General features: G+C 58.4%; 15 protein-coding genes. 2 read left to right on the forward strand and 13 right to left on the reverse strand.

What is annotated here, in order from left to right; genetic code table 11:
* Positions 1-36 precede the first annotated feature (36 nt).
* Positions 37-591, forward strand: a complete 555-nt coding sequence (locus J4D28_RS01450) for a cysteine hydrolase family protein (protein WP_016702647.1) — start codon at positions 37-39, stop codon at positions 589-591.
* A 137-nt stretch (positions 592-728) separates the two neighbouring features.
* Here the strand turns inward: J4D28_RS01450 and J4D28_RS01455 are convergent, their stop codons facing one another.
* Entirely contained in the window at positions 729-1,241 is a 513-nt protein-coding gene (locus J4D28_RS01455; protein ID WP_009045846.1) for a single-stranded DNA-binding protein, read from the reverse strand.
* 9 nt (positions 1,242-1,250) lie between these two features.
* Positions 1,251-2,645: an MFS transporter gene (locus J4D28_RS01460; protein WP_009051114.1), complete on the reverse strand. Its 1,395-nt coding sequence runs from the start codon at positions 2,643-2,645 to the stop codon at positions 1,251-1,253.
* A 180-nt stretch (positions 2,646-2,825) separates the two neighbouring features.
* Between J4D28_RS01460 and uvrA the strand changes: the two genes are divergently transcribed.
* On the forward strand, positions 2,826-5,660 hold the full coding sequence (gene uvrA / locus J4D28_RS01465) for an excinuclease ABC subunit UvrA (RefSeq protein WP_009051115.1): 2,835 nt from the start codon (positions 2,826-2,828) through the stop codon (positions 5,658-5,660).
* 93 nt (positions 5,661-5,753) lie between these two features.
* Here the strand turns inward: uvrA and bfr are convergent, their stop codons facing one another.
* From bfr to rpmD, 11 genes are all read right to left on the reverse strand, one after another.
* Positions 5,754-6,218, reverse strand: a complete 465-nt coding sequence (gene bfr, locus J4D28_RS01470) for a bacterioferritin (protein WP_007924173.1) — start codon at positions 6,216-6,218, stop codon at positions 5,754-5,756.
* A gap of 155 nt (positions 6,219-6,373) precedes the next feature.
* On the reverse strand, positions 6,374-7,822 hold the full coding sequence (locus J4D28_RS01475; RefSeq protein WP_016702645.1) for a catalase: 1,449 nt from the start codon (positions 7,820-7,822) through the stop codon (positions 6,374-6,376).
* Between the two features lie 171 nt (positions 7,823-7,993).
* A complete protein-coding gene (gene rplQ, locus J4D28_RS01480; RefSeq protein ID WP_007924175.1) occupies positions 7,994-8,380 on the reverse strand; it encodes a 50S ribosomal protein L17 in 387 nt (128 codons plus the stop codon).
* Positions 8,381-8,422: 42 nt separating this feature from the next.
* Positions 8,423-9,424: a DNA-directed RNA polymerase subunit alpha gene (locus tag J4D28_RS01485; protein ID WP_007924176.1), complete on the reverse strand. Its 1,002-nt coding sequence runs from the start codon at positions 9,422-9,424 to the stop codon at positions 8,423-8,425.
* A gap of 22 nt (positions 9,425-9,446) precedes the next feature.
* On the reverse strand, positions 9,447-10,067 hold the full coding sequence (rpsD, locus tag J4D28_RS01490) for a 30S ribosomal protein S4 (protein WP_003176404.1): 621 nt from the start codon (positions 10,065-10,067) through the stop codon (positions 9,447-9,449).
* A gap of 18 nt (positions 10,068-10,085) precedes the next feature.
* On the reverse strand, positions 10,086-10,475 hold the full coding sequence (gene rpsK / locus J4D28_RS01495) for a 30S ribosomal protein S11 (RefSeq protein WP_007924177.1): 390 nt from the start codon (positions 10,473-10,475) through the stop codon (positions 10,086-10,088).
* A 30-nt stretch (positions 10,476-10,505) separates the two neighbouring features.
* A complete protein-coding gene (rpsM, locus tag J4D28_RS01500; RefSeq protein WP_009045849.1) occupies positions 10,506-10,862 on the reverse strand; it encodes a 30S ribosomal protein S13 in 357 nt (118 codons plus the stop codon).
* A gap of 130 nt (positions 10,863-10,992) precedes the next feature.
* Positions 10,993-11,109, reverse strand: a complete 117-nt coding sequence (rpmJ, locus tag J4D28_RS01505) for a 50S ribosomal protein L36 (protein WP_002555468.1) — start codon at positions 11,107-11,109, stop codon at positions 10,993-10,995.
* Positions 11,110-11,133: 24 nt separating this feature from the next.
* Positions 11,134-12,462, reverse strand: coding sequence for a preprotein translocase subunit SecY (gene secY / locus J4D28_RS01510; RefSeq protein WP_007924182.1), 1,329 nt, complete (start codon positions 12,460-12,462; stop codon positions 11,134-11,136).
* Positions 12,463-12,897, reverse strand: coding sequence for a 50S ribosomal protein L15 (gene rplO, locus J4D28_RS01515; RefSeq protein WP_007924183.1), 435 nt, complete (start codon positions 12,895-12,897; stop codon positions 12,463-12,465).
* Between the two features lie 3 nt (positions 12,898-12,900).
* Complete coding sequence (gene rpmD / locus J4D28_RS01520; protein WP_003176408.1) at positions 12,901-13,077, reverse strand: 50S ribosomal protein L30; 177 nt, start codon at positions 13,075-13,077, stop codon at positions 12,901-12,903.

A 13,077-nucleotide genomic window follows, 5' to 3' on the forward strand; every position in this document is an offset into this window, starting at 1 on the left:
ACTCCACAGCCAGCCACTATTTCAGAGGACACACCCATGGCCAAGCAAGCGCTCATCGTAGTCGATATCCAGAACGACTACTTCCCCAACGGCAAGTGGCCCCTGGTGGGCGTCGAAGCCGCCGCCGACAACGCCGCGCGGCTGATCCAAGCCTTCCGTGACAGCGGCCAGCAGGTGGTGCACATCCGCCACGAATTCACTTCCGACAGCGCGCCGTTCTTCACCCCCGGCTCCAGCGGCGCACAACTGCATCCCAAGGTCAGCAACCGCGCCGACGAACCGGTGGTGCTCAAGCACTTCGTCAATTCGTTCCGCGAAACCGAGCTCGAAGCCATTCTCGACCAACACGACATCGAACAACTGGTGGTGGTCGGCAGCATGAGTCACATGTGCATCGACGGCGTCACACGCGCTGCCGCCGACCTGGGCTATGGCGTCACAGTGATCCATGACGCCTGCGCCACCCGCGACCTCGAATTCAATGGTGTGGTGGTGCCAGCGGCCCAGGTCCACGCTGCATTCATGTCGTCCCTGGGGTTCGCCTACGCCAGCGTGCTGTCCACCGATGAGTTTCTGGCGGGCAGCCGCTGATTCTGTCGGGCCCTTCCTTGCTGGAGGCTCTGGGACAACGGAGTCCCCAGCACCGAACTTGCGATAGATAGAAAGCAAAAAGCCCGTAGCGTTTGCGCGCTACGGGCCTTTTTCATGCCGTTGCCGAGAGGGCTCTCTTAGAACGGAATATCGTCATCGAAGCTGTCGTCGAAGTTCTGCGCCGGCTGTGGCGAGGACTGCTGAGGCGCTGGACGCGATTCGCGTTGTGGCGCCTGCGAAGGCTGTGGACGCGACTGCTGCGGACGTGGCGCGGAGTTGCCCATGCCCTGACCCTGGTCGCCCTGTGGACGGCCGCCCAGCAGCTGCATGGTGCCCTGCATGTCGACGATGATTTCAGTGGTGTAGCGCTTGATGCCGTCTTTTTCCCACTCGCGGGTCTGCAGCTTGCCTTCGATGTAGACCTGCGAACCTTTGCGCAGGTATTCGCCGGCGATTTCCGCGACCTTGCCGAACATCGACACACGGTGCCACTCGGTCTTCTCGACCTTCTGACCGGTTTGCTTGTCGGTCCACTGTTCGCTGGTGGCCAGACTCAGGTTGGTCACGGCGTTACCGTTAGGCAGGTAGCGAACTTCAGGATCCTGGCCGCAAGTGCCGACCAATATGACTTTGTTAACCCCACGGGCCATAACGTTCTCCTAGGCTTCGCACGCCGATCGGGCTGGGTTGACCAGCTGCTCGAGGGTCGCGCGATCCAATAATTCGGTGTCCAATTTGATGTAAATGGCGGCTTCTTCGGCCACCATCACTGCATCTGTTACCCCAACAACGGCCTTCAGGCGCTCGACCAGACCGGCTTCGCGGATCGCTTCGGGCGATAACGGCAAGCGCAGGCTCGTCACGTAAGGAGGTTCGCGCATGGTAACAGCAAAGGCCAACCACAGGGCAGCAAGTCCTGCACACCCCAGGAACACAACCGACAAACCGCCATGCTGGAACAACCAGCCGCCGAGAATGCCACCCAGCGCCGAACCGAGGAACTGGCTGGTGGAATAGACCCCCATGGCCGTGCCCTTGCCGCCGGCCGGTGAAACCTTGCTGATCAGCGACGGCAGCGAAGCTTCCAGCAGGTTGAACGCGGTGAAGAACACCACCGTGCCGATCACCAGCGCCCGCAGGCTGTCGCCGAACTCCCAGAAGAATAGCTCGGTGAGCAGCAGCGTACTGACCGCGCCCAGCAGAACTCGTTTCATTTTGCGTTTTTTCTCGCCGTAGATGATGAACGGGATCATGGCGAAGAAGGAGATCAACAGCGCGGTGAGGTAGACCCACCAGTGCTGTTCCTTGGGCAGGCCGGCTTTTTCCACCAGGGCCAGCGGCAAGGCGACGAAGCTCGACATCAGCATCGCATGCAACACGAAGATACCAAGATCCAGGCGCAACAGGTCCGGATGCTTGAGCGTCGGCAACAGCGCCTGGCGCGCGACCCCGGACTCACGGTGCTGCAATGGGCCGGTCGAGTGCGGCACCATGAAGGCAACGATGAAAATGCCCAGCAGCGCCATGCCGCCGGTGGCGAAGAACAGCCCGGACAAACCGAAAGCGCGGGTCAGCAGCGGGCCGGCCACCATGGCCACGGCAAAGGACAGGCCGATGGTCATGCCGATCATGGCCATGGCCTTGGTGCGGTGCTGCTCGCGGGTCAGGTCCGACAACAGCGCCATGACCGCCGCGGAAATCGCCCCGGCACCCTGCAGGATGCGCCCGGCGATCACGCCCCAGATCGAGTCGGCGTTGGCCGCCAGCACACTGCCCAGGGCAAAGACGATCAGCCCCAGGTAAATCACCGGACGACGACCGATACGGTCGGAAATGATCCCGAACGGGATCTGGAAAATCGCCTGGGTCAGGCCGTAAGCGCCGATCGCCAACCCGATCAGGGCCGGGGTCGCTCCTGCCAGATCCATCCCATAGGTCGCCAGGACCGGCAACACCATGAACATGCCAAGCATACGGAAGGCGAACACCAGGGCCAGACCGCTTGCCGCGCGGGTCTCGGCGCCACTCATGCGCTCGCTGTGGGGATCATGCATGGAAAAACCTCGTGTGAACCGGCGGCGATTCTACCAGTCCGATCGATTGACGGGGTATATGGCGACGCTTTGCCGCGCAGGTTTCATCTACGGCTGCACAGACCTCATTTGATAGTGTGCATCCATCCAGTATTTGCCCTTATACTCCTACGTTTTCGACGCCCGCCGAGCGAGGCCACTTTGGACAAGATCCTGATTCGTGGGGCCCGAACCCACAACCTGAAGAACATCGACCTGACCCTGCCACGGGACAAACTGATCGTCATCACCGGCCTGTCCGGATCCGGCAAATCGTCTCTGGCGTTCGACACCTTGTACGCCGAAGGCCAGCGCCGTTATGTCGAGTCGCTGTCGGCCTATGCCCGGCAATTCCTGTCGATGATGGAAAAACCCGACGTCGACACCATCGAAGGTTTGTCGCCAGCGATTTCCATCGAACAGAAATCCACCTCGCACAACCCGCGCTCCACCGTTGGCACCATCACCGAGATCTACGACTACCTGCGCCTGCTGTATGCCCGCGTGGGTACGCCACGCTGCCCGGATCACGACATCCCGCTGGAAGCCCAGACCGTCAGCCAGATGGTCGACCTGGTGCTGGCCCAGCCGGAAGGCAGCAAGCTGATGCTGCTGGCGCCGGTGATTCGCGAGCGCAAGGGCGAGCACCTGTCGGTCTTCGAGGAACTGCGTGCCCAGGGCTTCGTTCGCGCCCGGGTCAATGGCAAGCTCTACGAGCTGGATGAGTTGCCGAAGCTGGATAAACAGAAAAAGCACTCGATCGATGTGGTGGTCGACCGCTTCAAGGTCCGCACCGACCTGCAGCAGCGTCTGGCCGAGTCGTTCGAGACCGCGCTGAAGCTGGCCGACGGTATCGCCCTGGTGGCGCCAATGGACGACGAACCCGGCGAAGAAATCATCTTCTCCGCGCGCTTCGCCTGCCCGATCTGCGGCCACGCCATCAGCGAACTGGAACCCAAGCTGTTCTCCTTCAACAACCCGGCCGGTGCCTGCCCGACCTGCGACGGCCTGGGGGTCAAGCAGTTCTTCGACATCAAGCGCCTGGTCAATGGCGAGCTGACCCTGGCCGAAGGGGCGATTCGCGGCTGGGACAGGCGCAACGTCTATTACTTCCAGATGCTCGGCTCGCTGGCGTCGCATTACGGCTTCAGCCTGGAAGTACCGTTCAACCAGCTGCCGGCCGACCAGCAGAAGGTCATCCTCAACGGCAGCGGCACGCAGAACGTCGACTTCAAGTACCTCAACGATCGTGGCGATATCGTCAAGCGCTCCCACCCGTTCGAAGGCATCGTGCCGAACCTGGAACGTCGCTACCGCGAGACCGAATCGGCCACCGTGCGCGAGGAGCTGGCCAAGTTCCTCAGCACCCAGCCGTGCCCGGACTGCCGTGGTACCCGCCTGCGTCGTGAAGCACGCCACGTGTGGGTCGGCGAGAAGACTTTGCCGGCCGTCACCAGCCTGCCGATCGGCGATGCCACCGATTACTTCGGCACCTTGTCGCTGACCGGACGCCGTGGCGAGATCGCCGACAAGATCCTCAAGGAGATCCGCGAGCGCCTGCAGTTCCTGGTCAACGTCGGCCTGGACTACCTGACCCTGGATCGCAGCGCCGACACCCTGTCCGGCGGCGAGGCGCAGCGGATCCGCCTGGCCAGCCAGATCGGCGCCGGCCTGGTAGGAGTGATGTACATCCTCGATGAACCCTCCATCGGTCTGCACCAGCGCGACAACGACCGTCTGCTGGGCACCCTGAAACACCTGCGGGATATCGGCAACACGGTGATCGTGGTCGAACACGACGAGGACGCCATTCGCCTGGCCGACTATGTGGTGGACATCGGCCCGGGCGCCGGCGTGCATGGCGGGCAGATCGTCGCCGAGGGCACTCCCGACGAGGTGATGTCCCATCCCGACTCGCTGACCGGCAAGTACCTCTCCGGTCGGGTGAAAATCGCCGTGCCGACCAAGCGTACGCCACGCAACAAGAAGCTTTCGCTGTCCCTCAAGGGGGCCCGCGGCAACAACTTGCGCAACGTCGACCTGGAGATTCCGATCGGCCTGCTGACCTGCGTGACCGGTGTCTCCGGCTCGGGCAAATCGACCCTGATCAACAACACCCTGTTCCCCCTCAGTGCCACGGCGCTGAACGGCGCGACCACGCTGGAAGCCGCTGCGCACGACAGCATCAACGGCCTGCAGCACCTGGACAAGGTGGTGGATATCGACCAGAGCCCGATCGGTCGCACCCCCCGCTCCAACCCGGCGACCTACACCGGGCTGTTCACGCCGATTCGCGAACTGTTTGCCGGGGTTCCCGAATCGCGCTCGCGCGGCTACGGTCCGGGCCGCTTCTCCTTCAACGTCAAGGGCGGACGCTGCGAAGCCTGCCAGGGCGACGGCCTGATCAAGGTGGAAATGCACTTCCTGCCGGATATCTACGTGCCGTGCGATGTGTGCAAGAGCAAGCGCTACAACCGCGAAACCCTTGAGATCAAATACAAGGGCAAGAGCATCCACGAGGTCCTGGAAATGACCATCGAGGAAGCGCGGGAGTTCTTCGACCCGGTGCCGGCGCTGGCGCGCAAGCTACAGACGCTGATGGACGTGGGGCTGTCCTATATCAAGCTGGGGCAGTCGGCGACGACCTTGTCCGGCGGTGAAGCGCAGCGGGTCAAGCTGTCTCGCGAGCTGTCCAAGCGCGATACAGGGAAGACCCTCTACATCCTCGACGAGCCAACCACCGGCCTGCACTTCGCCGATATCCAGCAGTTGCTGGACGTTCTGCATCGCCTGCGCGACCACGGCAACACTGTGGTGGTGATCGAGCACAACCTGGATGTGATCAAGACTGCCGACTGGCTGGTGGACCTGGGGCCGGAAGGCGGTTCCAAGGGCGGACAGATCATTGCCGTGGGTACACCGGAGCAATTGGCAGAGATGCCGCAATCCCATACCGGTTACTACCTCAAGCCACTGCTGACCCGCGACCGGGCCTGAGCCCCATGAAAAAGCCCCTGCCATTGGGAAATGGCAGGGGCTTTTTTGTGCCCGTCAGAGCCCTGCAGTTGCCTGCAGGAAAGGGCTAGCGCATCAGAACTGCGACTGCAGGTAGTTTTCCAGACCGATCGACTTGATCAGACCCAACTGCTTTTCCAGCCAGTAGGTATGGTCTTCTTCGGTATCGGCCAACTGCACACGCAGGATGTCGCGGCTGACATAGTCCTTGTGCTTCTCGCACAGCTCGATGCCCTTGCACAGTGCTGCGCGGACCTTGTACTCCAGGCGCAGATCAGCGGCGAACATATCCGGCACGGTGGTGCCGATATCCAGATCGTCAGGGCGCATGCGTGGCGTGCCTTCGAGCATCAGGATGCGGCGCATCAATGCATCGGCGTGTTGAGTCTCTTCTTCCATCTCGTGATTGATGCGCTCGTAGAGCTTGCTGAAGCCCCAGTCTTCATACATACGCGAGTGGATGAAATATTGGTCACGTGCTGCCAGCTCGCCCGTCAGCAACGTGTTGAGGTAATCGATTACGTCCGGGTGACCTTGCATCGCCCTACATCTCCCTGCTTGAAAGTCTGTATTTTGAACCAAGCTGACTTGCAGGTCACTGTAAAAACGCTAACAAAGTGAAGAATTCCGGAGAAAAGTAGCCGAAAAAACGCAAAAACCGCCCAAATGAGGGCGGTTCTGCTTATCGTTTAGACTTAGTTAAGCTGTACACCCAACGCCTTTGCGACACCTTCTCCATAAGCCGGGTCAGCCTTGAAGAAATGTTGCAGCTGACGCTGAACCACATCCGAGCTGACACCCGCCATCGCACCGGCGATGTTGTTGATCAACAGGGCTTGCTGCTGATCGTTCATCAGGCGGAACAGAGCGCCTGCATGGCTGTAGTAGTCGGTGTCTTCGCGGTGATCGTAACGATCCGCCGCACCGCTGAGTGCCAAGGCCGGCTCTGCGTAGCGAGGAGCCTGTTTCGGCGCGTCGGCGTAGCTGTTCGGCTCGTAGTTCGGTGCCGCGCCGCCATTGCTGCCAAAGGCCATGGCGCCGTCACGCTGGTAGCTATTCACTGGGCTGCGTGGGGCGTTGACCGGCAGTTGCTGGTGGTTGGTGCCAACACGGTAGCGATGAGCGTCGGCGTAAGCGAATACGCGGCCTTGCAGCATGCGATCCGGCGACAGGCCGACACCCGGAACCATGTTGCTAGGACCAAAGGCAGCCTGCTCGACTTCCGCGAAGTAGTTCAGTGGATTGCGGTTCAACTCCAGCTCACCGACTTCGATCAGCGGGAACTCCTTCTGCGACCAGGTCTTGGTCACGTCGAACGGGTTCTCGTAATGAGCGGCAGCCTCAGCCTCGGTCATGATCTGAATGCACACGCTCCATTTCGGGAAGTCGCCGCGCTCGATCGCGTTGAACAGGTCACGCTGGGCGTAATCCGGGTCGGTACCCGCCAGGCGGGCAGCCTCGGCCGGCGCCAGGTTCTTGATGCCTTGCTTGGTCTTGTAGTGCCATTTCACCCAGTGACGCTCGCCTTTGGCGTTGATCAGGCTGTAGGTGTGGCTGCCAAAGCCGTGCATATGACGATAGCCGTCCGGAATCCCGCGATCCGAGAACAGGATGGTGACCTGGTGCAGCGCTTCAGGCGAGTGCGACCAGAAGTCCCACATTGCCTGACCGCTCTTCAGGTTGCTCTGCGGCAGACGTTTCTGGGTGTGGATAAAGTCGGGAAACTTCAGCGGGTCGCGAATGAAGAACACAGGTGTGTTGTTGCCAACGATGTCCCAGTTACCTTCTTCGGTATAGAACTTCAGGGCAAAGCCGCGTGGGTCACGCTCGGTATCAGCCGAACCACGTTCGCCACCTACGGTCGAGAAACGCAGGAACGTAGGGGTTTGCTTACCTACGGACTCGAAAAGCTTGGCGCTGGTGTATTCGGTGATGTCCCGGGTCACGGTGAATGTACCGTAGGCACCCGAACCCTTGGCGTGCACGCGACGCTCAGGAATGTTTTCACGGTTGAAATGGGCAAGCTTCTCGATCAGATGAAAATCATCGAGCAGCAGCGGGCCACGAGGGCCAGCAGAACGGGAATTCTGGTTATCGGCGACTGGAGCGCCACTTGCGGTGGTAAGCGTTTTGTTTTGGCTCATGCTCAATCTTCCTCTGTCAGTCTTGGAACTGCCGGCTAATCGGCTGACGAGGAGTATCGACCATCAAGATGACAGCATCAAATGCATTAAATGATTACTATCGATAGTATTTTTCTAATACAACAGACACAAAAAACCGGGCACTAGGCCCGGTTCTTTGTATTTGACGTCTTACTCAGCGGATACAGCTTCACCGCCGACAGCACGATCAACCAACTCGACGTACGCCATAGGCGCGTTGTCGCCAGCGCGGAAACCGCACTTGAGGATGCGCAGGTAGCCACCCTCACGGGTAGCGTAACGCTTGCCCAGGTCGTTGAAGAGCTTACCAACGATAGCTTTCGAACGAGTACGGTCGAAAGCCAGGCGGCGGTTAGCCAGGCTGTCTGTCTTGGCCAAAGTGATCAGCGGCTCAGCAACGCGGCGCAGTTCTTTGGCTTTCGGCAGTGTAGTTTTGATCAGCTCGTGCTCGAACAGCGACACCGCCATGTTTTGGAACATGGCCTTGCGGTGCGAGCTGGTGCGGCTCAGGTGACGACCACTTTTACGATGACGCATGGTTCATTCCTTACCAAACACAACGTTCGGTGATTACGACGATCAGGCAGTCGCCTTGTCGTCCTTCTTAAGACTTGCAGGCGGCCAGTTGTCGAGGCGCATGCCGAGGGACAGACCGCGGGAGGCCAGAACGTCCTTGATTTCAGTCAAGGATTTCTTGCCAAGGTTCGGAGTCTTCAACAGTTCTACTTCGGTACGCTGAATCAGGTCGCCGATGTAGTAAATGTTTTCCGCCTTAAGGCAGTTAGCCGAACGTACAGTCAGTTCCAGATCGTCAACCGGGCGAAGCAGGATCGGATCGATCTCGTCTTCCTGCTCGATTACCACTGGCTCACTGTCACCCTTGAGGTCGACGAACGCAGCCAACTGCTGTTGCAGGATGGTTGCAGCACGACGGATAGCCTCTTCAGGATCCAGGGTACCGTTGGTTTCCAGATCAATAACCAGCTTGTCCAGGTTGGTACGCTGCTCGACACGGGCGTTTTCCACCACGTATGCGATACGGCGAACCGGGCTGAACGAAGAGTCAAGCTGCAAGCGACCGATGCTGCGGCTTTCATCTTCATCGCTCTGACGCGAGTCTGCCGGTTCATAACCACGACCACGAGCTACTACGAGCTTCATGTTCAGGGCGCCGTTAGACGCCAGGTTAGCGATTACGTGATCGGGGTTAACGATCTCGACATCATGATCCAGCTGAATATCGGCAGCGGTAACCACCCCCGAACCCTTCTTCGACAAGGTCAGCGTAACTTCGTCACGGCCGTGCAGCTTGATAGCCAGACCTTTAAGGTTCAACAGGATTTCAATTACGTCTTCCTGTACACCTTCGATGGCGCTGTACTCGTGGAGCACACCGTCAATCTCGGCCTCGACTACTGCACAGCCGGGCATTGAGGACAACAGGATGCGGCGCAGCGCGTTGCCCAGGGTGTGGCCAAAACCACGCTCGAGAGGCTCGAGGGTGATCTTGGCGCGGGTTGGACTGACAACCTGCACATCAATATGGCGGGGTGTCAGGAACTCATTTACCGAAATCTGCATGGATGCACCTATTTTCTAGCCCTTACTTGGAGTAGAGCTCGACAATCAGGCTTTCGTTGATGTCGGCGGACAGATCACTGCGAGCTGGAACGTTCTTGAAAACGCCCGACTTCTTCTCAGTGTCTACTTCTACCCATTCTACGCGGCCACGTTGGGCACACAGATCGAGAGCTTGGACAATGCGAAGTTGGTTTTTTGCTTTCTCGCGAACAGCAACCACGTCACCAGCACGAACCTGGTAGGACGGAACGTTAACGGTCTGACCGTTTACGCTGATCGACTTGTGCGATACCAGCTGACGGGATTCGGCACGAGTCGAACCGAAGCCCATACGGTATACAACGTTGTCCAGACGGCATTCGAGCAGTTGCAGCAGGTTCTCACCGGTTGCACCTTTCTTGCCAGCAGCTTCTTTGTAGTAGCCGCTGAATTGACGCTCGAGAACGCCGTAGATACGACGGACCTTCTGCTTTTCACGCAGTTGGGTGCCGTAGTCGGACTGGCGACCGCGGCGCTGGCCGTGGATACCAGGTGCTGCTTCGATGTTGCACTTGGATTCGATAGCGCGCACGCCGCTCTTCAGGAAGAGATCGGTGCCTTCGCGACGAGCCAGTTTGCATTTTGGACCAATGTAACGAGCCATTCTTTACAATCTCCTGGATTACACGCGGCGCTTCTTCGGCGGACGGCACCCGTTGTGCGGGATTGGCGTCACGTCGGTGATGCTGGCGATCTTGTAGCCACAGCCGTTCAAAGCGCGGACTGCGGATTCACGACCTGGACCTGGGCCCTTGACGTTAACGTCGAGGTTTTTCAGGCCATATTCCAGCGCAGCTTGACCAGCACGCTCAGCAGCTACTTGAGCAGCGAACGGGGTGGACTTGCGGGAACCGCGGAAACCCGAACCACCGGAGGTTGCCCAGGAAAGAGCGTTACCTTGACGGTCGGTGATGGTCACGATGGTGTTGTTGAAAGACGCGTGGATGTGGGCGATGCCATCAACCACTGTCTTTTTAATCTTTTTACGAGGACGAGCAGCAGGTTTTGCCATGACTAAATTCCTGTCGATTCGCTGGTGCGATTACTTGCGGATCGGCTTACGCGGACCTTTGCGAGTACGCGCGTTGGTCTTGGTACGCTGACCGCGTACTGGCAGACCACGACGATGGCGCAGACCGCGGTAGCAGCCCAGATCCATCAAGCGTTTGATTTTCATGTTGATTTCGCGACGCAGGTCACCTTCAGTGGTGAACTTCGCCACTTCGCCACGCAGCTGTTCAATTTGCTCGTCGCTCAGATCCTTGATCTTTGCGGCTGGGTTGACCCCAGTCTCTGCACAGATTTTCTGCGCAGTCGTGCGACCAACACCATAGATGTAGGTCAGCGAGATAACAGTATGCTTGTTATCTGGAATGTTAACGCCTGCAATACGGGCCATTCAGTGGGACTCCAATTGACAGCTACCTACGCCCCGGAAGCCAAGAAATAGGGCGCGAGATAATATCGCTGTAATAACAAATAATCAACCCAGCAGCGCACTAGCTGCTGGGCTTGAAGCACAATCACACTCAGCCTTGGCGCTGTTTGTGACGCGGTTCCGCGCTGCAAATTACTCGAACAACACCTTCGCGGCGAATAATCTTGCAGTTACGGCACAGCTTTTTCACCGATGCACGAACTTTCATCACCAACTCCTCGAACCTTATGGGTCAGCGCAGCATGCCGCTGCCGTAACCCTTCAGGTTGGCTTTCTTCATCAGGGATTCGTACTGGTGCGAAACGAGGTGCGATTGTACTTGCGACATAAAGTCCATAACAACCACGACCACGATCAGCAACGAGGTCCCGCCAAGGTAGAACGGAACGTTTGCTGCAACCACCAGGAACTGGGGCAACAGGCAGACGGCCGTCATATATAGAGCACCGAACATGGTCAAGCGGGTCAGAACGCCATCAATGTAGCGCGCCGACTGCTCACCTGGACGGATGCCCGGAATAAAGGCACCGGACTTCTTCAGGTTTTCCGCTACGTCTTTCGGATTGAACATCAACGCCGTATAGAAGAAGCAGAAGAAAATAATCCCTGCACTAAACAGCAGAATATTCAACGGCTGACCAGGAGCGATCGACTGCGAGATGTCCTGCAACCAGCCCATACCTTCAGACTGACCGAACCAGGCACCCAACGAAGCCGGGAACAGCAAAATGCTGCTCGCGAAAATAGCAGGAATAACGCCTGCCATATTCACTTTCAGCGGCAAGTGGCTAGTCTGCGCAGCAAACACCTTGCGGCCCTGCTGACGCTTGGCATAGTGAACAGCAATACGACGCTGGCCACGCTCAATGAACACCACAAAACCGATAATCGCTACTGCCAGCAAACCGATGGCAACCAGGGCAAAAATGTTGATATCACCCTGACGCGCAGACTCGAAAGACTGCCCGATCGCTCTCGGAAGACCGGCGACGATACCTGCGAAAATCAACATCGAGATACCGTTGCCAACACCACGCTCAGTAATCTGCTCACCCAGCCACATCATGAACATCGCACCAGCCACAAAAGTGGATACCGCGACGAAATGGAAGCCAAAGTCACCAGTGAACGCAACGCCCTGCCCTGCCAGGCCAACGGACATGCCGATGGCCTGAACAAGAGCTAGGACGACAGTGCCGTAGCGGGTGTACTGGCTGATCTTGCGACGGCCAGCTTCACCTTCCTTCTTCAACTGCTCCAGTTGCGGACTGACGGCGGTCATCAGCTGCATGATGATCGATGCCGAGATGTACGGCATGATCCCCAGTGCAAAGATGCTCATCCGCTCCAGCGCGCCGCCGGAAAACATGTTGAACAAGCTAAGAATGGTCCCCTCATTCTGTCGAAACAGGTCTGCGAGTCGGTCAGGGTTGATACCTGGAACCGGGATGTGTGCGCCTATTCGGTAGACGATAATCGCCAAGAACAGAAAACGCAGACGAGCCCAGAGTTCAGACATACCGCCTTTGCCGAGCGCAGAGAGAGCACCTTGCTTAGCCATTTATTCCTCGAACTTGCCGCCAGCTGCTTCGATAGCCGCACGCGCACCTTTGGTGGCTGCGATGCCCTTGATAGTCACAGCGCGAGTAACTTCGCCGGACAGCATGATTTTCACACGCTGTACGTTTTGGTTAATCACGTTGGCATCCTTCAGGGACTGCACGGTGACGATGTCGCCTTCCACTTTAGCCAGCTCGGACAGACGCACTTCTGCGCGGTCCATGGCTTTCAGGGATACGAAACCGAACTTCGGCAGGCGACGATGCAGCGGCTGTTGACCGCCTTCAAAGCCTGGAGCAATGGTGCCACCGGAGCGGGAAGTCTGACCTTTGTGACCACGGCCACCAGTCTTACCCAAACCACTACCGATACCACGGCCCGGACGATGCTTTTCGCGACGGGAACCCGGCGCTGGACTCAGATCATTGAGTTTCATCGATTAACCCTCGACACGCAGCATGTAGTAAGCCTTGTTGATCATCCCGCGGTTCTCGGGAGTATCCTGGACTTCTACAGTGTGACCGATGCGACGCAGACCCAGACCCTTAACGCACAGTTTGTGGTTAGGGATACGGCCGGTCATGCTTTTGATCAGCGTTACTTTAACGGTAGCCAT

The sequence above is a fragment of the Pseudomonas sp. GW531-T4 genome, assembly GCF_017349615.1.
GTDB classification, from domain to species: domain Bacteria; phylum Pseudomonadota; class Gammaproteobacteria; order Pseudomonadales; family Pseudomonadaceae; genus Aquipseudomonas; species Aquipseudomonas chlororaphis_I.

Coding starts and splice junctions, on each gene's coding strand:
- J4D28_RS01450 (WP_016702647.1), top strand. CDS start 37: ATGGCCAAGCAAGCGCTCATCGTAGTCGATATCCAGAACGACTACTTC.
- J4D28_RS01455 (WP_009045846.1), bottom strand. CDS start 1,241: ATGGCCCGTGGGGTTAACAAAGTCATATTGGTCGGCACTTGCGGCCAG.
- J4D28_RS01460 (WP_009051114.1), bottom strand. CDS start 2,645: ATGCATGATCCCCACAGCGAGCGCATGAGTGGCGCCGAGACCCGCGCG.
- bfr (WP_007924173.1), bottom strand. CDS start 6,218: ATGCAAGGTCACCCGGACGTAATCGATTACCTCAACACGTTGCTGACG.
- J4D28_RS01475 (WP_016702645.1), bottom strand. CDS start 7,822: ATGAGCCAAAACAAAACGCTTACCACCGCAAGTGGCGCTCCAGTCGCC.
- rplQ (WP_007924175.1), bottom strand. CDS start 8,380: ATGCGTCATCGTAAAAGTGGTCGTCACCTGAGCCGCACCAGCTCGCAC.
- J4D28_RS01485 (WP_007924176.1), bottom strand. CDS start 9,424: ATGCAGATTTCGGTAAATGAGTTCCTGACACCCCGCCATATTGATGTG.
- rpsD (WP_003176404.1), bottom strand. CDS start 10,067: ATGGCTCGTTACATTGGTCCAAAATGCAAACTGGCTCGTCGCGAAGGC.
- rpsK (WP_007924177.1), bottom strand. CDS start 10,475: ATGGCAAAACCTGCTGCTCGTCCTCGTAAAAAGATTAAAAAGACAGTG.
- rpsM (WP_009045849.1), bottom strand. CDS start 10,862: ATGGCCCGTATTGCAGGCGTTAACATTCCAGATAACAAGCATACTGTT.
- rpmJ (WP_002555468.1), bottom strand. CDS start 11,109: ATGAAAGTTCGTGCATCGGTGAAAAAGCTGTGCCGTAACTGCAAGATT.
- secY (WP_007924182.1), bottom strand. CDS start 12,462: ATGGCTAAGCAAGGTGCTCTCTCTGCGCTCGGCAAAGGCGGTATGTCT.
- rplO (WP_007924183.1), bottom strand. CDS start 12,897: ATGAAACTCAATGATCTGAGTCCAGCGCCGGGTTCCCGTCGCGAAAAG.
- rpmD (WP_003176408.1), bottom strand. CDS start 13,077: ATGGCTACCGTTAAAGTAACGCTGATCAAAAGCATGACCGGCCGTATC.